Source organism: Streptomyces violaceus (genome assembly GCF_036014075.1).
Classification (GTDB): Bacteria; Actinomycetota; Actinomycetes; order Streptomycetales; family Streptomycetaceae; genus Streptomyces; species Streptomyces violaceus.
This window is the reverse complement of the sequence record NZ_CP107911.1, coordinates 1,966,591-1,982,945: the sequence shown is the minus strand read 5'-3', so window position 1 is coordinate 1,982,945 and position 16,355 is coordinate 1,966,591. Positions and strand designations below refer to the sequence as shown.

Here is a 16,355-nt window from a genome sequence, read left to right as displayed (position 1 = left end):
CCTTCCGCCCGCTTCAGTGTCCGATGTGTCGCTTTACAGACGGGGCCGGCAGAGCTAACGTACAACCAAATGGTTGTAGATGAGCTGAGCGACGAGACGGTGGACCGGCTGTTCCACGCCCTGGCCGACGCCACGCGCCGGGACATACTGCGCCGCTGCGTGCGCGGGGAGCTGTCGGTGTCGCGGCTGGCCGAGGCCTACCCGATGAGCTTCGCGGCGGTGCAGAAGCACGTCGCCGTGCTGGAGCGGGCGGGTCTTGTCACCAAGCAGCGCAGCGGACGGGAGCAGCTCGTGTGCACCGACCCCGAAGCGGTGGGCCGCGCACGCCAGGCCCTCGACGAGCTCGAGTCGGCATGGCGCGGGCGCGTGGACCGGATGGCCCGGCTGCTCGCCGAGGACCCCGGAACCGAAGAGAACGACACCGAAGAGAACGACACGACGGAAGGACCCGAGAGATGAGTGTCACCAGTGTCGACAAGGATCTCGACCACCTCACCCTCACCCTGATCGCCGACTTCGCCGCCCCCGTCGAGCGGGTGTGGCGGCTGTGGGCCGACCCCCGGCAGCTGGAGCGCTGGTGGGGGCCGCCGACCTACCCGGCGACCGTGGAGCAGCACGACCTGACCCCGGGTGGGGAGGTCACGTACTTCATGACCGGCCCGGAGGGCGACCGGCACCGCGGCTGGTGGCGGATCTCCTCGGTCACCCCGCCCACGGCCCTGGAGTTCACCGACGGCTTCGCCGACGACGACGGCAAGCCCAAGGACGACATGCCGACCACCTCGGTGCGGGTGCGGCTCACCGAACACGAAGGCGGCACCCGGATGGAGATGCACTCCCTCTTCGACTCCCGGGAGCAGATGGAGCAACTGGTCACCATGGGCATGGAGGAGGGCCTGAAGGAGGCCGTCGGCCAGATCGACGCCCTGCTGGCCGCCTGACCGGCCGGATCAGGACTGCCCCAGCAGCCGCTTCCGGATCTCCGCCACGTCGAAGTCCGCCTCGGGATACCGCGGGTCCAGCTCCTCCAGATGCTCCAGGAGCAGGGTGCTGACCGCCCAGTTGCGATACCACTTGCGGTCGGCGGGGACGAGGTACCAGGGGGCGTACGAGGTGCCGCAGCGCTCCAGGGCGATCTCGTAGGCCTCTTGATACGCGGGCCACAGGGCCCGGTCGTCGATGTCGGAAGCGGCGAACTTCCAGTGCTTCTCCGGCTCGTCGAGACGTTTGAGCAGTCGGCGGCGCTGCTCCTCGTAGGAGATGTGCAGGAAGCACTTGATCAGGGTCACGCCGGCGTCGGCCAGGGACTTCTCGAAGCGGTTGATCTGCTCGTAGCGCCGGTTGATCTCGGTGGCGGGTGCGAGGCCCCGGACGCGGGCGATCAGGACGTCCTCATAGTGCGAGCGGTCGAAGATGCCCAGTTCGCCGGGGAGCGGGAGCGCCTTCTCCACGCGCCACAGGAAGGGGTGTGCGCGTTCCTCGGCCGTGGGTGCCTTGAACGCCGTGATCCGGCAGCCGGACGGGTTGAGCAGGCCGATGACGTGCTTGACCGTGCCGCCCTTGCCGCTGGTGTCCATGCCCTGGAGGACGAGCAGGACGCGGCGCCGGTCGCCCGCGGTGCTCGCCGCCCACAGCCGCTCCTGGAGGGCGGCGAGGCGCTCACCGATCCGAGCCGTGGCGGCCGTGCCCGCCCGCTTGCCGTCCGGGCCGCCGGGGGTGGCGGCGGCGTCGTGACGGGACAGGTCGAGCGGCTCGCCGCCGGGGACGCGCAGCCGCTCCCGCAGCGAGGTGCTGTGCTTCTTCTTGTCCTTCTGCGCCACCGGGCCCCCTTACGGTCCTGTGTACCGATCGTCTGCCGGGGCGCCGGGTTCCGCACCCGGCGCCCCGGCCGGGAGCGCGGCCGCGGCTACCGGCGCCAGGGGCCCGTCACCGCGAACGTGGTGCCGGGTGTGTAGCAGTTGACGTACATCGTGTCGCCGTCGGGGGAGAAGGTCACACCGGCGAACTCACCCCACTCGGGTTCCTCCGGGGTACCGATGTTCTGCCGGCCGCGGGCCATCGCGTACACCTCGCCGCGCCTGGTCACGCCGTAGACGTGCTGGGCGCCGTTGCCGTCCTCGCAGACCATGAGGCCGCCGCTGGGTGCCAGGCAGATGTTGTCCGGCGACTCTCCCGGCATCTGGATGTCGGTGTCCGGGCCGAAGACGATCACCAGGGTCAGCCGGCGGCACTCGGGGTCGTAGCGCCAGATCTGCCCGTAGTGGTCGGCCGTCGAACCGTCCGAGCGTCGGGCGAAGGACGACACGAAGTACACCGACCGGCCGCCCCAGTAGCAGCCCTCCAGCTTCTGCGCGTGCGTGATGCCCCCGCGGCCGAAGTCCTGGAACCGGATCGGCGTCTGCGCGGCCCGCGGGTCCGGTACGTCCACCCACTCGATGTCGTCGAACTCGGCGCCGATCTCCTGGATCGTGGACAGGTCGGGCACGCCGGGTACCCGCATGGCCTGGAGCCGGCCGCCCGCGCGCAGCGAACCCCGGCCGCCCAGCGGCTTCTTCGGCAGGAAACGGTAGAAGAGGCCGAAGGGTTTCTCGAAGGCGTCCTCCGTCTCGTACACCACACCCCGCCGGGGGTCGACGGCGATCGCCTCGTGCTGGAAGCGGCCCATCGCGGTCAGTGGTACGGCTCCGGTGCGGCGCGGGTCGACCGGGTCGACCTCGAAGATGAAGCCGTGGTCCTTGGTGTAGCCGTTGGTACCGGCCTTGTCCTCGGTCTCCTCGCAGGTCAGCCAGGTGCCCCACGGGGTGGGGCCGCCCGCGCAGTTCACGGCGGTGCCGGCGATCGCGACGCGTTCCGACAGGACGTTGTCGCGGGAGTCCAGCGTCAGGGCCGTACAGCCGCCCTTGCCGGCCGGGTCGTAGGTGAGGCCCTCGATCGTGGGGACCGGGACCTTGCCGTCGGCGCGGTTCTCGTGATTGCGGACCAGATGGACCCGGCCCTCTCTGCCCGCGAAGGCCGACATGCCATCGTGGTTGGAGGGGACCTTGCCCTCACCCGAGCGGAGTCGGTCTCCCTCGCGGGAGAGGACCCGGTAGCGGAAGCCTTCCGGGAGGTCGAGCAGGCCCTTCGGGTCGGGGACGAGCGGGCCGTAGCCGGTGTGGCCCAGGCCCTGTGCGGCGGCGGTGCCTGCGAAGAGTTCGGACAGGGCGCCGGAGAACGCGATCCCGACGCCCAGGGCACCTGTCCCGGCGAGCATCTGACGTCGAGTGGCGGAACGACCGGTAGTGGTCATGGCGGAACCTTCCTGCTGGCGGACAGGAACTGTGATCCCGCTGTGTCTATCACCTGGTGCGGGCAACGTGAACCACGCGCGTAGCGCGGGTCACTGCTCCACCGCCCGTCGCAGCTCCTCGATGGCCGGGTCGGTCTCGTCGACGTCGAGGGCGTGCTCCGCCGGTGCCGGTGCCTCTGTCTCCAACTCCGTCTGTGCCTGTGTCTGTGTCCCTGTCTGTGCCTGCCGGCCCTCTTCATGGCCTCGTTCCAGGAACCGCAGCAGCTCCACCGGGATGGGCAGCACCAGCGTGGAGTTCTTCTCCGCCGCCACGGCCATCACGGTCTGGAGCAGCCGGAGCTGGAGAGCCGAGGGCGTGTCGGCCATCTGCTGGGCGGCCTGGGACAGCTTCTTCGAGGCCTGGTACTCGGCGTCGGCGTTGATCACACGGGCCCGCCGCTCACGGTCGGCCTCGGCCTGGCGGGCCATGGAGCGCTTCATCGTGTCCGGCAGGGACACGTCCTTGATCTCCACCCGGTCGATGGTCACGCCCCACTCCACGGCCGGGCTGTCGATCATCAGCTCCAGGCCCTGGTTGAGCTTCTCCCGGTTGGACAGCAGATCGTCCAGCTCGCTCTTGCCGATGATCGAGCGCAGGGAGGTCTGTGCCATCTGGGAGACGGCGAAGCGATAGTCCTCGACGTTGACGATCGCGGCCGCCGGATCCACGACCTTGAAGTACACCACCGCGTCGACCCGCACGGTCACGTTGTCGCGGCTGATGCCCTCCTGGGCGGGCACGGGCATGGTCACGATCTGCATGTTGACCTTGCGCAGCCGTTCCACCACGGGAACGATCAAGTTGAACCCGGGCCGCCGCACGTCACCGTGCAGGCGCCCGAGCCGGAAGACGAGCCCTCGCTCGTACTGCTTGACGACCCGCGCCGCCGAGGCCAGATACACCAGACCACAGGCGCCGACCGCCGCCACCGCCCCGATCAGCTCTTGGACCATGCCGACCTCCTCGTCCAGAGGTCCGTTTCGTCTATTTCTGCAACGATATGCCGGGACTGGGGTTCGGGGCCATGCCTCGGAGGCGCGGGAACTGCGGGACGAGCCCTCACCGGCCCGCGGCGGACGTGCGAATGGCCCGGGGCGCGCTTGGGGGCGCGTCCCGGGCCAAGGGTGTCGGCGTTGCGGCGGGCCGCTAGGCCACCGTCACCTTCTCGCTCTCTTTCGACTGCTCGGACTCCAGCTCGGGTTCGGTGACCTTCACCGGCTCCGTGCCCGTCGCGCTGTGGCGCTCGGCCCAGTTCTCCAGGGCCGTGCGGCAGGCGTGGTCGAGGTGGTGCAGCCCCGAGAGGTCCAGCTCGACCGGGCGGTCCTGCGGCAGGCTCTCCAGGTTGTCCAGGATCTTCGGCAGCCGCAGGAACGTCGCGTTGCCCGACAGGTACGCCTGGATGGGGCCGGCGCCCTTGTCGATGACCTCGAGCTTGACGTGCGAGGCCTCCCAGGCGGTCTTGACGACCGACAGGGCCAGTCCGATCAGGACACCCTCGAACATGTTCACCGCGACGATCGACACGGCGGTGACCACGAGGATCAGCGCCTCGCCCTTGTGGGCCCGCCACAGTGCCACGACCTGGCGGAACGGGATCAGCTTCCAGCCCGCGTGCACGAGGATGCCGGCGAGGGCGGGCAGCGGGATCAGGGCCAGGGCCCACGGCATCGCGGCGGCGAACAGCAGCAGCCACACACCGTGCAGCACACGGGACGCCTTGGTCTTCGCACCCGCGTTGACGTTCGCCGAGCTGCGGACGATCACCGCGGTCATGGGCAGCGCGCCGAGCAGACCGCACACGGTGTTGCCCGCGCCCTGGGCGATCATCTCCTTGTTGTACTGAGTGCGCGGACCGTCGTGCAGCCGGTCCACGGCCGCCGCGCTGAACAGGCTCTCCGCGGAGGCGATCAGCGCGAACGCGATGATCGTGCCCCAGATGGCCGGACCGGCCAGCTGGCTGAGGGCCTCGGTCCCGGGCGGCTGGATGACGCCGAGGAGGCCCTCCACCTCGACGGTGGCGACCGGCAGGCTGAAGGCGAGCGTGGCGAGCGTGGCCAGGACCACCGCCGCGAGGGCGCCCGGCACGGACTGCACGGCCTTCGGCAGCTTCTTCCACAGCACGATGACGGCGATGGTGCCCGCGCCGATCGCGAGCGAGGTCATGGCCTCGGTGCTGCCCAGTGCGTCGGTGAACGCCCCCGGCAGCCCCGCGATCTTGCCTATGCCGGTCTCCGGGGCCTTCAGGCCCGCCGCCGCGTAGATCTGCCCGGCGATGATCACCAGACCGATGCCGCAGAGCATGCCCTCGACGACGGAGACGGAAATGGCCCTGAACCAGCGGCCGATCCCGAGGAAGCCCATGGCGAGCTGGAGCAGACCGGCCATCAGCACGATCACACCGAGTGCGGCCACGCCGAACTCGCTGACGGCCTCGAAGACCAGCACGGTCATGCCGGCGGCGGGCCCGGACACCTGGAGGCTGCTGCCGCGCATGAAGCCGGTGACGAGGCCGCCCACGATGCCGGTGATCAGGCCGAGTTCGGCCGGCACGCCGGAGGCGACGGCCACGCCGATGCAGAGCGGCACGGCGACGAGGAAGACGACGATGGAGGCGAGGAAGTCCTGCCTCAGGTAAGGGAACTTGGTCATGGTGTCCCTCACAGCTTCTCGAAGGAGTCGGTGTCCGCGCGGTGTTCCCGCACGGTTCCGGTGTGCACTTCGTAGAACCAGGCGTGCAGCCGGAGCCGGCCGCCCGTCAGACGGCTCTCCACGCACGGGTAGGCGCGCAGCCGCTCCACCTGGGTCAGGACGTGGTTCTGCACGGCTTCGGTGACCGTCTTGTCGGTCGGGTCCGCGCACTTGGGCTCGTCGCAGGCGTGCGCGAGCCAGTCGCGCACGGCGGGTACGCCGGTGAGGTCGTCGCCCCGCACCACCGCGCCGACGGCGCCGCAGTGCGAGTGGCCGCAGACCACGATCTCCTTGACGCCCAGCACTTCCACGGCGTACTCGATCGTGGCCGCCTCCGAGGTGGGGTGCTCGAAGGCGTAGGGGGGAACTACGTTGCCCGCGGTGCGCAGCTCGAAGAGCTCGCCGGGCCGGGCGCCCGTGATCAGGGCCGGTACGACCCTGGAGTCGGAGCAGGTGATGAACAGGACGTCGGGGGACTGGCCCTCGGCGAGGCGAGCGAACTCCTCAGGGCGCTGTCCGAACATGCGGGCGTTGTCGATGAGGGGTTGCATGAGCGTGGTGACTCCTCCTGGCGCGCAGTGGGGGCGCGTCGGACGGGCATGACAGAGGTGGGGGACGGAACGACTCTGTTCCTCAGCAGCGGAAGACCTGAAGCGCTGCCGGTGTGTGCGACGTCGAGGATCTCGACGCGCGATGGTGCGCGGCGCCGGCTCTGACCTGGTCCGGTGCTGTCGGCGGGATGTGCCGCAGCAGGGGCCGCTCCGGCGCCGAGGGCGCGGAGTCGGCGTGGTGGAACCGGTCGCGGGTCCGCAGGGGACCGGTCGGGTCCCCGTGGTGTCCGGCGCGGCAGGTGGCGATCTCGTCGCGCAGTGCCTTCCCGGAGAACTTGATTCCGGGGCGCGAGGTCGTGTCGGAGGGTTCAGTTCCGGGCTGTGCCTTGGCCTCGGCTTTACGGGGCGTGTGCGCGGATGCGAAGGACGCCGTCGGTGCGAAGAACTGAAGGGCGAGCAGGACGGCGGCGAGGATCGAAACCATGGTCCGTACCGTCGTACCTCGGTACATGCGCCCCCCTTCAGATGATTCACACGTCTAGCGCTGACCAACACTTGGTCAATGACTGGTCAAGAAACACGTTAACCCTGCAAAGTCATTTGCAGGGTTAACTTAACGTTTCAAGCTGAAGAGAGCCTGAAAACCGTGGGTGGGTTGGCTTGAAACACCCCTTGGCCTCACGGCAGTTGGTGCGGTATTGGGGTTGTGGTCACCGGGAGTTCGCCAGCTTGCCCGCGTCGCGGGCCAGGGCGGTGAGCCGGGAGATCGCCCGGAAGTACTTCTTGCGGTAGCCGCCGTTCAGCATCTCCTCGCTGAAGAGCTGGTCGAAGGGTAGACCGGAGGCCATCACGGGCACCTCGCGGTCGTAGAGCCGGTCCGCCAGGACGACGAGCCTGAGGGCCGTCGACTGGTCGGGAACCGGCCGCACACCAGTGAGGCACACTGCCCTGATTCCGTCGGTCAGCGCGCCGTACCGGCTGGGGTGGACCCGGGCGAGGTGCTCCAGGAGGGGCGAGAATGCGTCGAGGGACGCGCCCTCCGTGGCGCGCGCCGTCTTGGCCACCTCTTCGTCGGAGTACGGCGGCGGCGCCTCGGGCAGACCGCGGTGGCGGTAGTCCTCGCCGTCGATGCGCAGGGCGCGGAAGTGGGCCGACAGGCCCTGGATCTCCCGCAGGAAGTCGGCCGAGGCGAACCGGCCCTCACCGAGCTTGCCGGGCAGCGTGTTGGAGGTGGCGGCGAGCGCCACGCCCGCGTCGACGAGCTTGCCGAGGAGGGTGGAGACCAGGACGGTGTCGCCGGGGTCGTCGAGCTCGAACTCGTCGATGCACAGCAGCCGGTGGCCGGACAGGGTCTGGACGGTCTTCTGGAACCCGAGGGCGCCGACCAGGTTGGTCAGCTCCACGAAGGTGCCGAACGCCTTGAGCTCGGGCTCGGCCGGGGTGGCGTGCCACAGGGAGGCCAGCAGGTGGGTCTTGCCGACGCCGTAGCCACCGTCGAGGTAGACGCCGCGCGGGCCGGCCGGGGCCTTCTTCGGCGCCCTGCCGAAACCGAACAGCCGCCGCTTGCCCGAGTCGGCCGTCCCGCCCAGACCCGCCGCGAAGCTCTCCAGGACCTGGACGGCCTCGGTCTGGCTGGGCTGGTTCGGGTCCGGGATGTACGTGCTGAAGCGCACCGAGTCGAACCGTGGCGGCGGCACCATCTCGGCGACCAGCCGATCCGCGGGAACGTGCGGCTCACGGGCGCACAGGGACAGCGGGGCCGCGTCGGCTATCGAGCCGGTACCGGAGGGGGCGGGAGAGGAGGACACGGTTCACCATGCTACGGCGCGTGGAACACTGCACGGCATGCGACGTCTGTTCCCTGTGACCGATGAAACAGCAGCTCCGGCCCCGGGTGGCGCGTCCGGCGAGGAGAGTGTCGGGCGGGAGTGGGGCCTGGCCGAGCTGGCGGCCGCGTACGCCTATCCCGAGCCGGGGGCCGGGGGGCCGCTGCCGTGGCTGCGCGCCAACATGGTGTCCACGCTGGACGGGGCCGCCCAGCACGACGGCCGTTCCCAGCCCATCTCCAGCGCGACCGACATGCGGATCTTCGGCACACTGCGGGCGCTGGCGGACGTGGTCGTCGTGGGCGCGGAAACGGTGCGCCAGGAGGGGTACCGGCCGGCACGCGCGCGGGCCGAGTTCGCCGCGACGCGGGAGGCGGCCGGGCAGGCCCCCGCCCCCGCGATCGCGGTCGTCACCGCCAGCCTCGACCTTGACTTCTCGCTCCCGCTGTTCACCTCACCCCTGGTGCCCACCCTGGTCCTCACGGGAGCCGCGGCCGCCGCGGACCGCGTCGCCACCGCCGAGAAGGCGGGCGCCCGTGTGGTGACCGCCGGGGACGGCATCGGCGTGGACCCCGCCCGCGCCGTCCAGGCCCTCGCCGCCCTCGGCCACACCCGGCTGCTGACCGAGGGCGGCCCGCGGCTGCTGGGGCAGCTGGTGGCGGCCGGCGTGCTCGACGAGCTCTGTCTGACGGTCTCCCCGATGCTCACGGCGGGCGGCGCGCAGCGCATCGCCGGGGGGCCCGCCGTCACGGTCCCGCGGCGCTTCGCGCTGGTGTCGATGCTGGAGGAGGACGGCTTCCTGTTCACGCGGTACGGGCGGTCCTGACGTACTGAACCGCGCGGCACGGGGTAGCGGCACGTGGGTACAGGTGTCGGCGCTCAGGAAGCCGGACCGGTCGGTACGTTCGGAATATGCCGTTCTGTTTGGATTTTGGAGGGCACACTGGACCCGGCAGTTCCCGTGCGAACACGGGGCAGGATGGTTTCCGCAAGGATCAGAAGGGGCGCCTGGTGTTCACAAGCGTATTGATGATCGAGAAGGCCCTGACGTCCGCCGACGTGGAGTTCGTCACCACCTTGCACGGGGAGGAGCAGGTCTCCTTCCAGGTGCTGCTCCAGCCGCGCGGCGAGCAGGCGGACCGTCTGCTGCGGGCCATCGACGACGTCGCGCTCGGCGAACTCGACGATGCCGTCCGCGAGGGGGAGACGCCGGAGGGCGAGGAGGCGCTGAGCGTCGGGCAGCGGGCGCTGGAGGTGTCCCTCGCGGCGCTGCGGACGTCCGGGAGCGGGGCGCAGGGACGGTTGATCGAGAACCATCCGCTGGACGCGCTGAAGTCCTTGGTGGAGGAGGTCGGGGCGGACGAGGTCATCGTGCTGACCGACCCCCACTACGTGGAGGAGTTCTTCCACCGGGACTGGGCGTCACGGGCCCGGCACAAGGTGGGGGTGCCGGTGCTGAAGCTGTTCTCGCACAGCAAGGCGTAGTCGTAGTGCCGGGCTGATGCAGTGGCGCTTCTGAAATAGGCTGTGGGCGCTCACCGTCCCAGAACGCTCTTGGAGATACGCATGGCACCCGGCCTTCCCACCGCCATGGACCGACCGCACTTCATCGGTATCGGTGGGGCCGGGATGTCGGGTATCGCGAAGATCCTCGCCCAGCGCGGGGCCGCCGTGGCGGGCAGTGACGCGAAGGAGTCGGCGACGGCCGAGGCGCTGCGGGCGCTGGGCGTGACGGTGCACATCGGGCACGCCACGGAGCACCTGGCCGACGACGCGAGCTGTGTGGTCGTGTCGTCGGCGATCCGGCAGGACAACCCCGAGCTGGCCCGGGCGGCCGCACTCGGCATCCCCGTCGTGCACCGTTCCGACGCGCTCGCCGCCCTGATGGAGGGCCTGCGGCCGATCGCGGTCGCCGGTACGCACGGCAAGACGACCACGACCTCGATGCTGGCGGTGTCGCTGCGGGAGCTGGGCCTTACGCCGTCGTACGCGATCGGCGGGGACCTGGACGCGCCCGGCTCCAACGCGCTGCACGGCGACGGCGAGATCTTCGTCGCCGAGGCGGACGAGTCGGACCGCAGCTTCCACAAGTACGCGCCCGAGGTCGCGATCGTCCTCAACGTCGAGCTCGACCACCACGCCAACTACGCCTCGATGGAGGAGATCTACGAGTCGTTCGAGACGTTCGTGGACCGGATCACCGAGGGCGGCACGCTGGTGATCGCGGCCGACCAGGAGGGCGCCCGGGAGCTGACTCGCCGGGTCGCGGGGCGCGGCGTGCGGGTGGTGACGTACGGCGAGTCGCAGGACGCCGGGGTGCGCATCCTGTCGGTCGTGCCGCAGGGCCTGAAGAGCGAGGTCACCGTGGTGCTGGAGGGGCAGGAGCTGACCTTCACGGTGTCCGTCCCCGGCCGGCACTACGCGCACAACGCTGTGGCCGCACTGGCGGCGGGCGTGGCGCTCGGCGTCCCCGCCGAGGAGCTGGCCCGGGCGCTGGGGGCGTACACGGGCGTGAAGCGGCGGCTCCAGCTGAAGGGCGAGGCCGCGGGCGTGCAGGTCATCGACTCGTACGCGCACCACCCCACCGAGATGACCGCCGACCTGGAGGCGATGCGCGCGGCGGCGGGCGACTCCCGGATCCTGGTCGTCTTCCAGCCGCACCTCTTCTCCCGCACGCAGGAGCTGGGCAAGGAGATGGGCCGGTCCCTGGCCCTCGCGGACGCCTCGGTCGTGCTGGACATCTACCCGGCCCGCGAGGACCCGATCCCCGGCGTGACCAGCGAGCTGATCATCGAGGCGGCCCGGGCGGCGGGCGCGGACGTGACGCCGGTGCACGACAAGGCGGACGTCCCCTCCGTGGTCGCGGGAATGGCGAAGCCGGGGGATCTCGTTCTCACCATGGGAGCGGGCGACGTCACCGACCTCGGCCCGCGCATCCTGGACCGTCTGTCGAACTGAGGGGCTGGAGGCTCATGCCGTACGACGTCGAGAAGCCGGACGAGCAGTGGCGCGCGGAGCTGAGCCCTGGCGAGTACGCGGTGCTGCGCCAGGCGGCCACGGAGCCCGCCTTCACCGGTGAGTACACCGACACCAAGACCCAGGGGGTCTACTCCTGCCGTGCCTGCGGTGCGGAGCTGTTCACCTCGGACACGAAGTTCGAGTCCCACTGCGGCTGGCCGTCCTTCTTCGACCCGAGGGACACCGACGCGGTGGAACTGATCGAGGACCGGACCCACGGCATGGTGCGTACCGAGGTGCGCTGCGCGCGCTGCGGCTCGCACCTCGGGCACGTGTTCGCGGGCGAGGGGTATCCGACGCCCACGGACCAGCGGTACTGCATCAACAGCATCGCGCTCCGCCTGACCGCCGCCGAGGACTGAGAGAGCCCTCAGCGGATCCGGCACTCCTTCTGGGTGAGGCGCTTCGTGTCCCCTGCGGTGCGCCTGCACACCACATCGGTCTTGGAGGTGCCGTCGCCGACGCGGCGGACCACTTTGAGGACGATGCTGTGGCCGGTGCGGTCGCCGTACAGCGGGGCACGGGTGAAGTCGATGGTGCCGGTGGCCATGCCCTCGATCTTGACGTTGCGCAGGTTGACCCAGGTCGAGGCGCGGCTCTGGGGCCGGTCGTCCCGGGTGGCCGCCCAGTACAGGGCGCGGGTCGCGTCGTGTGCCAGGGCGGTCTGGCCGCTGGCCAGGGCGGGGCTGTCGTAGCGCAGGTTCCCGCCCCGCAGTCCCGGCAGGTACGTGGCGGCGTCCAGGTAGAAGGTCGTCCTGGCTGCGGCCGTCTTCAGCTCGGCCAGGGCCGAGTGGTACAGCGTGACCTTCGGCGCGACGGACTGTCCGCCGGCGGTGAAGTCGGCCTTGGAGAGGTCGTCGCCGGTGAGGATGGCCAGGGGCGTTCCGGCGCAGCCCGGCTCGGTGCCCAGCTGGGTCATCAGGGGATCGATGTCCTCCACCCGGCCGGCGAAGTAGATCACCGACGGGACCCGGCCGCCCCGGCAGATCTCCTGGGCGTGCGAGCGGAGTTCCGGCTTGCCGCCGCTGAGGGTGTAGCGGCGCTGCTCGAGCGGGGTGAAGCCCTGCCCGCGCAGCATGTCCTGGCCGTAGCGTGCCTGTTCGTCGGTGTATAGGTCATCGGTCTTCGCCGTGTCGCGGGCGAGGACGAGGGCGTACTGCCGACGTTTCGGTGTGCGCAACTGGGCCGCGACCAGGCCGAGTTGCTCGATCTGCCACTGGTCCGTGGCGGCCAGGCTGAACCAGTTGGCGAACTCGCGGGGCAGATAGGTGGCGGAGTTCGTGCCGGAGACGATCGGCAGGCCGGCCTCCATCAGCGTGCGGGTCGTCGCCCTGCTCGACTTCAGGTCGCGGCCGGTGCCCACGACCCCCACCACGGTCGGGTCCTGGGCGGCGTACGCGGCGATCTCCTCGGCCATCACCTCCTGGTGGCCCAGGTCCACGCCGCCGTTGGCGAGCAGGACCCGCAGTTTCACACTGGAGTTCTTGTTGATGACGGCCTGTGCCAGGTACACGCCCGCGAGTTCCTCCGCGCCCTTCACGAGCGAGGAGCCGTCCGAGGAATCGGCGCTGAGCGGTCCGGCGTAGACGACGGTGACGTACTTGCCGGTGTGGTGAGCGAGGACGTTCGCGTTCTGCCCGGCGATGCGGTCCTCCAGCTCGTCCACCGTCCAGGGTGTCGCGTCCCCGGCCGTCAGGGCCTTCGGCTCGTCGCCGGGGCCGGGAGCGGGCAGCCAGTCGGCGAAGCGGACGCCGTCCGTCGCTATGCCGATGCATTCCGTGCCGCCGCCGGGTGCTTGCTCGCGCCGGGTGTCCCGGTTGGCGGTCAGCACGGACGCCGAGCAGTACCGGTCGTGCAGGGCCTCGGCCCGCATGACGGTCCCGGCGGTCAGCAGGGCGATCACCAGGACCAGGGTGTGCAGGGCCCACACCAGCCGGGCGGGCGTGGGGCGGGCGGAGGCCCGCAGATGGCGGGTGCGTTCCTCGACGGGGCCGAGCTGGTCGTGCGGCAGCGGGATCTTCATCACCCAGGGCAGGACGGACCGCTCCCGGCTGGGTGACTGTTCGGCGCGCAGGTTGTGCGCCCACTCCCGGTGCCAGGTGCGCAGCCGCTCGCCGAACCTGGGCGGTACGGCGGCCGGGTCGGGCCTCGTCGGAACCACGCCGCGCTCCAGGCGTGGCACGTCGTGCGTGTGCACCGCGGCGACCACCACCAGCGGGTCGAGTTCGCTGCGGCGGCTGCGGACGTCGCTGATGGCCCGGATCAGTTCGACGCCGCCGTTGCGGGCGTCCGCGTGGGGCAGGAACAGCATCGGCGGGCGCGGCCGTTTGAAGCCGCGCAGGTCCCAGCTCCAGCGGCGGTGGTTGTCCCGCAGGTCCTCCCGCAGCGCCAGCACGCACAGTTGGAGGTGGAAGTCGCCGCCCGCCGTGAGCGCCTCGGCCACGTCGTAGGCCCGGGCCGCGATCGCCTTCCAGGAGCGCACCGGCCGCAGCAGCGAGACCTCGGTGGGATCCTCGTGGTCCGCCGCCCTGAGGAAGGTCGTCGTCATGAACCAGCGGCTCTCCCGGCGCAGCCACAGGAAGATCGGCGCCCGCCCCGGCAGGACGTAGTTGAGGACGGTCAGCAGCAGCAGGAAGACGAGGCCGGCGCCCACCGCCACGTACCACTCGCTGCGGGCCATGAGCGCGGCCAGCACGGTCACGAGGCTCGCCGGGAGGATGTGCGCCATGTCGAACAGCGGCAGACCGGAGCGCCAGCGCGCGGTGTTCTTCGGCCGCCAGCGCTGCTGGGCGAGCTGGTTCAGCAGCCGTTGCCGCTGGTCCTGGCCGGCCTCGGGGCTGCCCGGCTCGGGCGTCGGCCAGGTCTCGCCGAGGGCCGCGACCGCGTCGTCGATGGCATGCACCAGTCGCAGCCGCGGGAACGCGTAGCGCCGGTAGACCGCCTTCGGGCCGCCCCACTTCTTCGGTTCGCTCAGCGCCCGCACCATGGCCGCGGCCCGGCGCACCTCTGTGGCGCCCTCGTAGGAGTCCTGCGCCACCGCGCAACGCGTGCCGTGCGCCTCCTGGCCCGCGTGGAGCTGCCGGACCAGACCGGTCACCGCGTCGTCGTCCGCGCCCTCCTGCGCGTGCACGACGAACACCGGCATCGGCGGCTCGGCGCTCGTGCGGAAGTCCTGGATGAGGATTTCGAGCTGATCCTGGAGGTGGAGCCCGGCGCCACGCTCCGGCATGCCCTCATGCCCCCCAGGGCAGTCCGGCGGCGTGCGATCAGCGTTCACCATGGGCAATCCCCCGTTCGCCTTCGGTGACTTACGAGGCTAGCGGGTGGGGGTGGGGCGGGAGTGGGTGACGGAGGAACTTCAGGAACGTTTCTGCCTGGTCCGTCACCCTCCTCGTGCTGAATGAATGATCCATCACCCTGTTGACTAATGGATGATCGAGCCAGAAAATGGGCGGAGTGACCTCCTCCGCGCATCCGCCCGCACGTCCCGCCGGCCTTCCCGTCGATCTCGACGAGGCCGCTCACCGCTGTCTCGTCGCGGGGTTCGACGGGACGGCCGGGGTTCCGGACGAGCTGAAGCGGCTCGTCGACCGAGGGCTCGGCGGCGTCATCCTGTTCACCCGCAACGTGCGGGACGCGGAGCAGGTGCGGCGGCTCACCGCGGAGCTGCGGGCCCTGCGGCCCGACCTGCTCGTGGGGATCGACAACGAGGGCGGCGGGATCGGGCACCTGGTGGGTGCCGGCGCTCCCGAGGTGCCCGGATCGTTCGCGCTCGGAGTGGCCGACGATCCCGCGCTGACCGGCCGCTGCGCCGACGCCCTGGCCGGGCATCTGGCCTCGCTCGGCATCACGGTGTCCTACGCGCCGGTCGCCGACCTCCAGCACCATCCGCGCAACCCGATCGTGCGCACCCGGTCCTTCGGTGCCGAACCGGCGCTGGCGGCCCGCCATCTGCGGGCCTGGATCGCCGCCACCGAGCGGCGGGGCGTCGCCTCCTGCGCCAAGCACTTCCCCGGGCACGGCGGCACCGAGACCGACAGCCACCACGGCATCGCCGTCGACCCGCGGTCGTACGACGAACTGCGGGCCGACTTCGAGCCGTTCCGCGCGGCCGTCGACGCGGGCGTGCCGATGATCATGAGCGCTCATGTCGTCTACCCGGCGCTGGACCCCGAGCGGCCCGCCACCCTGAGCCGCCGCATCCTGGGCGATCTGCTCCGCCACGAGCTGGACTTCGACGGGGTCCTGGTCAGCGACGCCCTGGAGATGAAGGCCATCGCCGACCGCTACGGCGAGGCCGCCGGGGCGCGGATCGCCCTCGCGGCGGGCGCCGACCAGGTCATCGTGGCCGTGCCGGACCTGGAAATCACCCTGGCCTGCCGGGACACGGTGCTCGGCGCGCTGCGCACCGGTGTGCTGCCCGAGGAACGGGTGCGGGAGGCCGCCGGGCGGGTGCGGCGCCTCGCCGTGCGGTACGCCGCTCCGGCCGGGGCGGCCGACGGCTGGGACGCGTGGGCCGGTCTCGAGGCCGCCCGCCGGGCTGTCCGCGGCCGGCCGGTGCCGTCGGCCGTGCGGGGCGCCCACGTCGTCGACCTGTTCCCGCCGCCGCATCCCGCGCTCAACTGGGGCGGCGAGGACCTGCTGACGGCGGTGCGCGCCGTCGACCCCACGGCCACGGGCACCGCGGTCACCGGAGAGCCGACGGACCCGGACGCGGTCGTGGAGGAGATTCTGCGCGCCTGTGGTGACACCCCGCTGGCCGTCGCCACCTGCGATGCCGGGCTCCATCCCTGGCAGGAGCGGCTGCGCGCCGCCCTGATGTCCCGGCGGCCCGATGCCGTACGGATCGACACCGGGCTGCCGGAGGGCGGCGCGCTCTGTTCCTACGGGCGAGGGCGGGTGAATCTGCGGGCCGTCGCCGAGGCGCTGGCGGGCACCTGAGA

15 protein-coding genes are annotated in these 16,355 nt (G+C 71.1%); 7 read left to right on the top strand and 8 right to left on the bottom strand.

Going from position 1 to position 16,355, the window contains the following annotated elements; all coding sequences use genetic code 11:
- Positions 1-69 precede the first annotated feature (69 nt).
- Positions 70-459, top strand: a complete 390-nt coding sequence (locus OG542_RS08890) for an ArsR/SmtB family transcription factor (RefSeq protein ID WP_328409711.1) — start codon at positions 70-72, stop codon at positions 457-459.
- On the top strand, positions 456-941 hold the full coding sequence (locus OG542_RS08885) for an SRPBCC family protein (RefSeq protein WP_328344697.1): 486 nt from the start codon (positions 456-458) through the stop codon (positions 939-941). Before OG542_RS08890 ends, OG542_RS08885 begins: the two co-directional genes overlap by 4 nt.
- 9 nt (positions 942-950) lie before the next feature.
- Here the strand turns inward: OG542_RS08885 and OG542_RS08880 are convergent, their stop codons facing one another.
- The 7 genes from OG542_RS08880 to zapE form a co-directional block, all read right to left on the bottom strand.
- The gene (locus OG542_RS08880; protein WP_328409709.1) at positions 951-1,820 is read right to left on the bottom strand and encodes a PPK2 family polyphosphate kinase; all 870 of its coding nucleotides are present in this window, start codon (positions 1,818-1,820) and stop codon (positions 951-953) included.
- Between the two features lie 86 nt (positions 1,821-1,906).
- On the bottom strand, positions 1,907-3,289 hold the full coding sequence (locus tag OG542_RS08875; protein ID WP_328409707.1) for a PhoX family protein: 1,383 nt from the start codon (positions 3,287-3,289) through the stop codon (positions 1,907-1,909).
- A gap of 90 nt (positions 3,290-3,379) precedes the next feature.
- On the bottom strand, positions 3,380-4,282 hold the full coding sequence (locus OG542_RS08870) for a slipin family protein (RefSeq protein WP_328409705.1): 903 nt from the start codon (positions 4,280-4,282) through the stop codon (positions 3,380-3,382).
- Between the two features lie 193 nt (positions 4,283-4,475).
- Complete coding sequence (locus OG542_RS08865; RefSeq protein WP_193476606.1) at positions 4,476-5,978, bottom strand: SulP family inorganic anion transporter; 1,503 nt, start codon at positions 5,976-5,978, stop codon at positions 4,476-4,478.
- Positions 5,979-5,986: 8 nt separating this feature from the next.
- Positions 5,987-6,568, bottom strand: coding sequence for a carbonic anhydrase (locus OG542_RS08860; protein WP_328409701.1), 582 nt, complete (start codon positions 6,566-6,568; stop codon positions 5,987-5,989).
- Between the two features lie 82 nt (positions 6,569-6,650).
- Positions 6,651-7,079: a hypothetical protein gene (locus OG542_RS08855; RefSeq protein WP_328409699.1), complete on the bottom strand. Its 429-nt coding sequence runs from the start codon at positions 7,077-7,079 to the stop codon at positions 6,651-6,653.
- Positions 7,080-7,278: 199 nt separating this feature from the next.
- Complete coding sequence (gene zapE, locus OG542_RS08850; protein WP_328409697.1) at positions 7,279-8,376, bottom strand: cell division protein ZapE; 1,098 nt, start codon at positions 8,374-8,376, stop codon at positions 7,279-7,281.
- A gap of 37 nt (positions 8,377-8,413) precedes the next feature.
- On the opposite strand from zapE, the gene OG542_RS08845 reads away from it, so the two are divergent.
- From OG542_RS08845 to msrB, 4 genes are all read left to right on the top strand, one after another.
- Positions 8,414-9,220 carry a pyrimidine reductase family protein gene (locus tag OG542_RS08845; protein WP_328409695.1) on the top strand — a complete coding sequence of 269 codons (807 nt, stop codon included), beginning with the start codon at positions 8,414-8,416 and terminating at the stop codon, positions 9,218-9,220.
- Positions 9,221-9,405: 185 nt separating this feature from the next.
- Positions 9,406-9,879, top strand: coding sequence for an indole-3-glycerol phosphate synthase (locus tag OG542_RS08840; protein WP_328409693.1), 474 nt, complete (start codon positions 9,406-9,408; stop codon positions 9,877-9,879).
- Between the two features lie 81 nt (positions 9,880-9,960).
- The gene (murC, locus tag OG542_RS08835) at positions 9,961-11,352 is read left to right on the top strand and encodes a UDP-N-acetylmuramate--L-alanine ligase (protein ID WP_328409690.1); all 1,392 of its coding nucleotides are present in this window, start codon (positions 9,961-9,963) and stop codon (positions 11,350-11,352) included.
- A 14-nt stretch (positions 11,353-11,366) separates the two neighbouring features.
- A complete protein-coding gene (gene msrB, locus OG542_RS08830) occupies positions 11,367-11,774 on the top strand; it encodes a peptide-methionine (R)-S-oxide reductase MsrB (RefSeq protein ID WP_311128300.1) in 408 nt (135 codons plus the stop codon).
- A gap of 8 nt (positions 11,775-11,782) precedes the next feature.
- Here the strand turns inward: msrB and OG542_RS08825 are convergent, their stop codons facing one another.
- Positions 11,783-14,641, bottom strand: a complete 2,859-nt coding sequence (locus tag OG542_RS08825) for an ABC transporter substrate-binding protein (protein ID WP_328409688.1) — start codon at positions 14,639-14,641, stop codon at positions 11,783-11,785.
- 227 nt (positions 14,642-14,868) lie between these two features.
- On the opposite strand from OG542_RS08825, the gene OG542_RS08820 reads away from it, so the two are divergent.
- A complete protein-coding gene (locus tag OG542_RS08820) occupies positions 14,869-16,353 on the top strand; it encodes a glycoside hydrolase family 3 N-terminal domain-containing protein (RefSeq protein WP_328409687.1) in 1,485 nt (494 codons plus the stop codon).
- Positions 16,354-16,355: the final 2 nt, after the last annotated feature.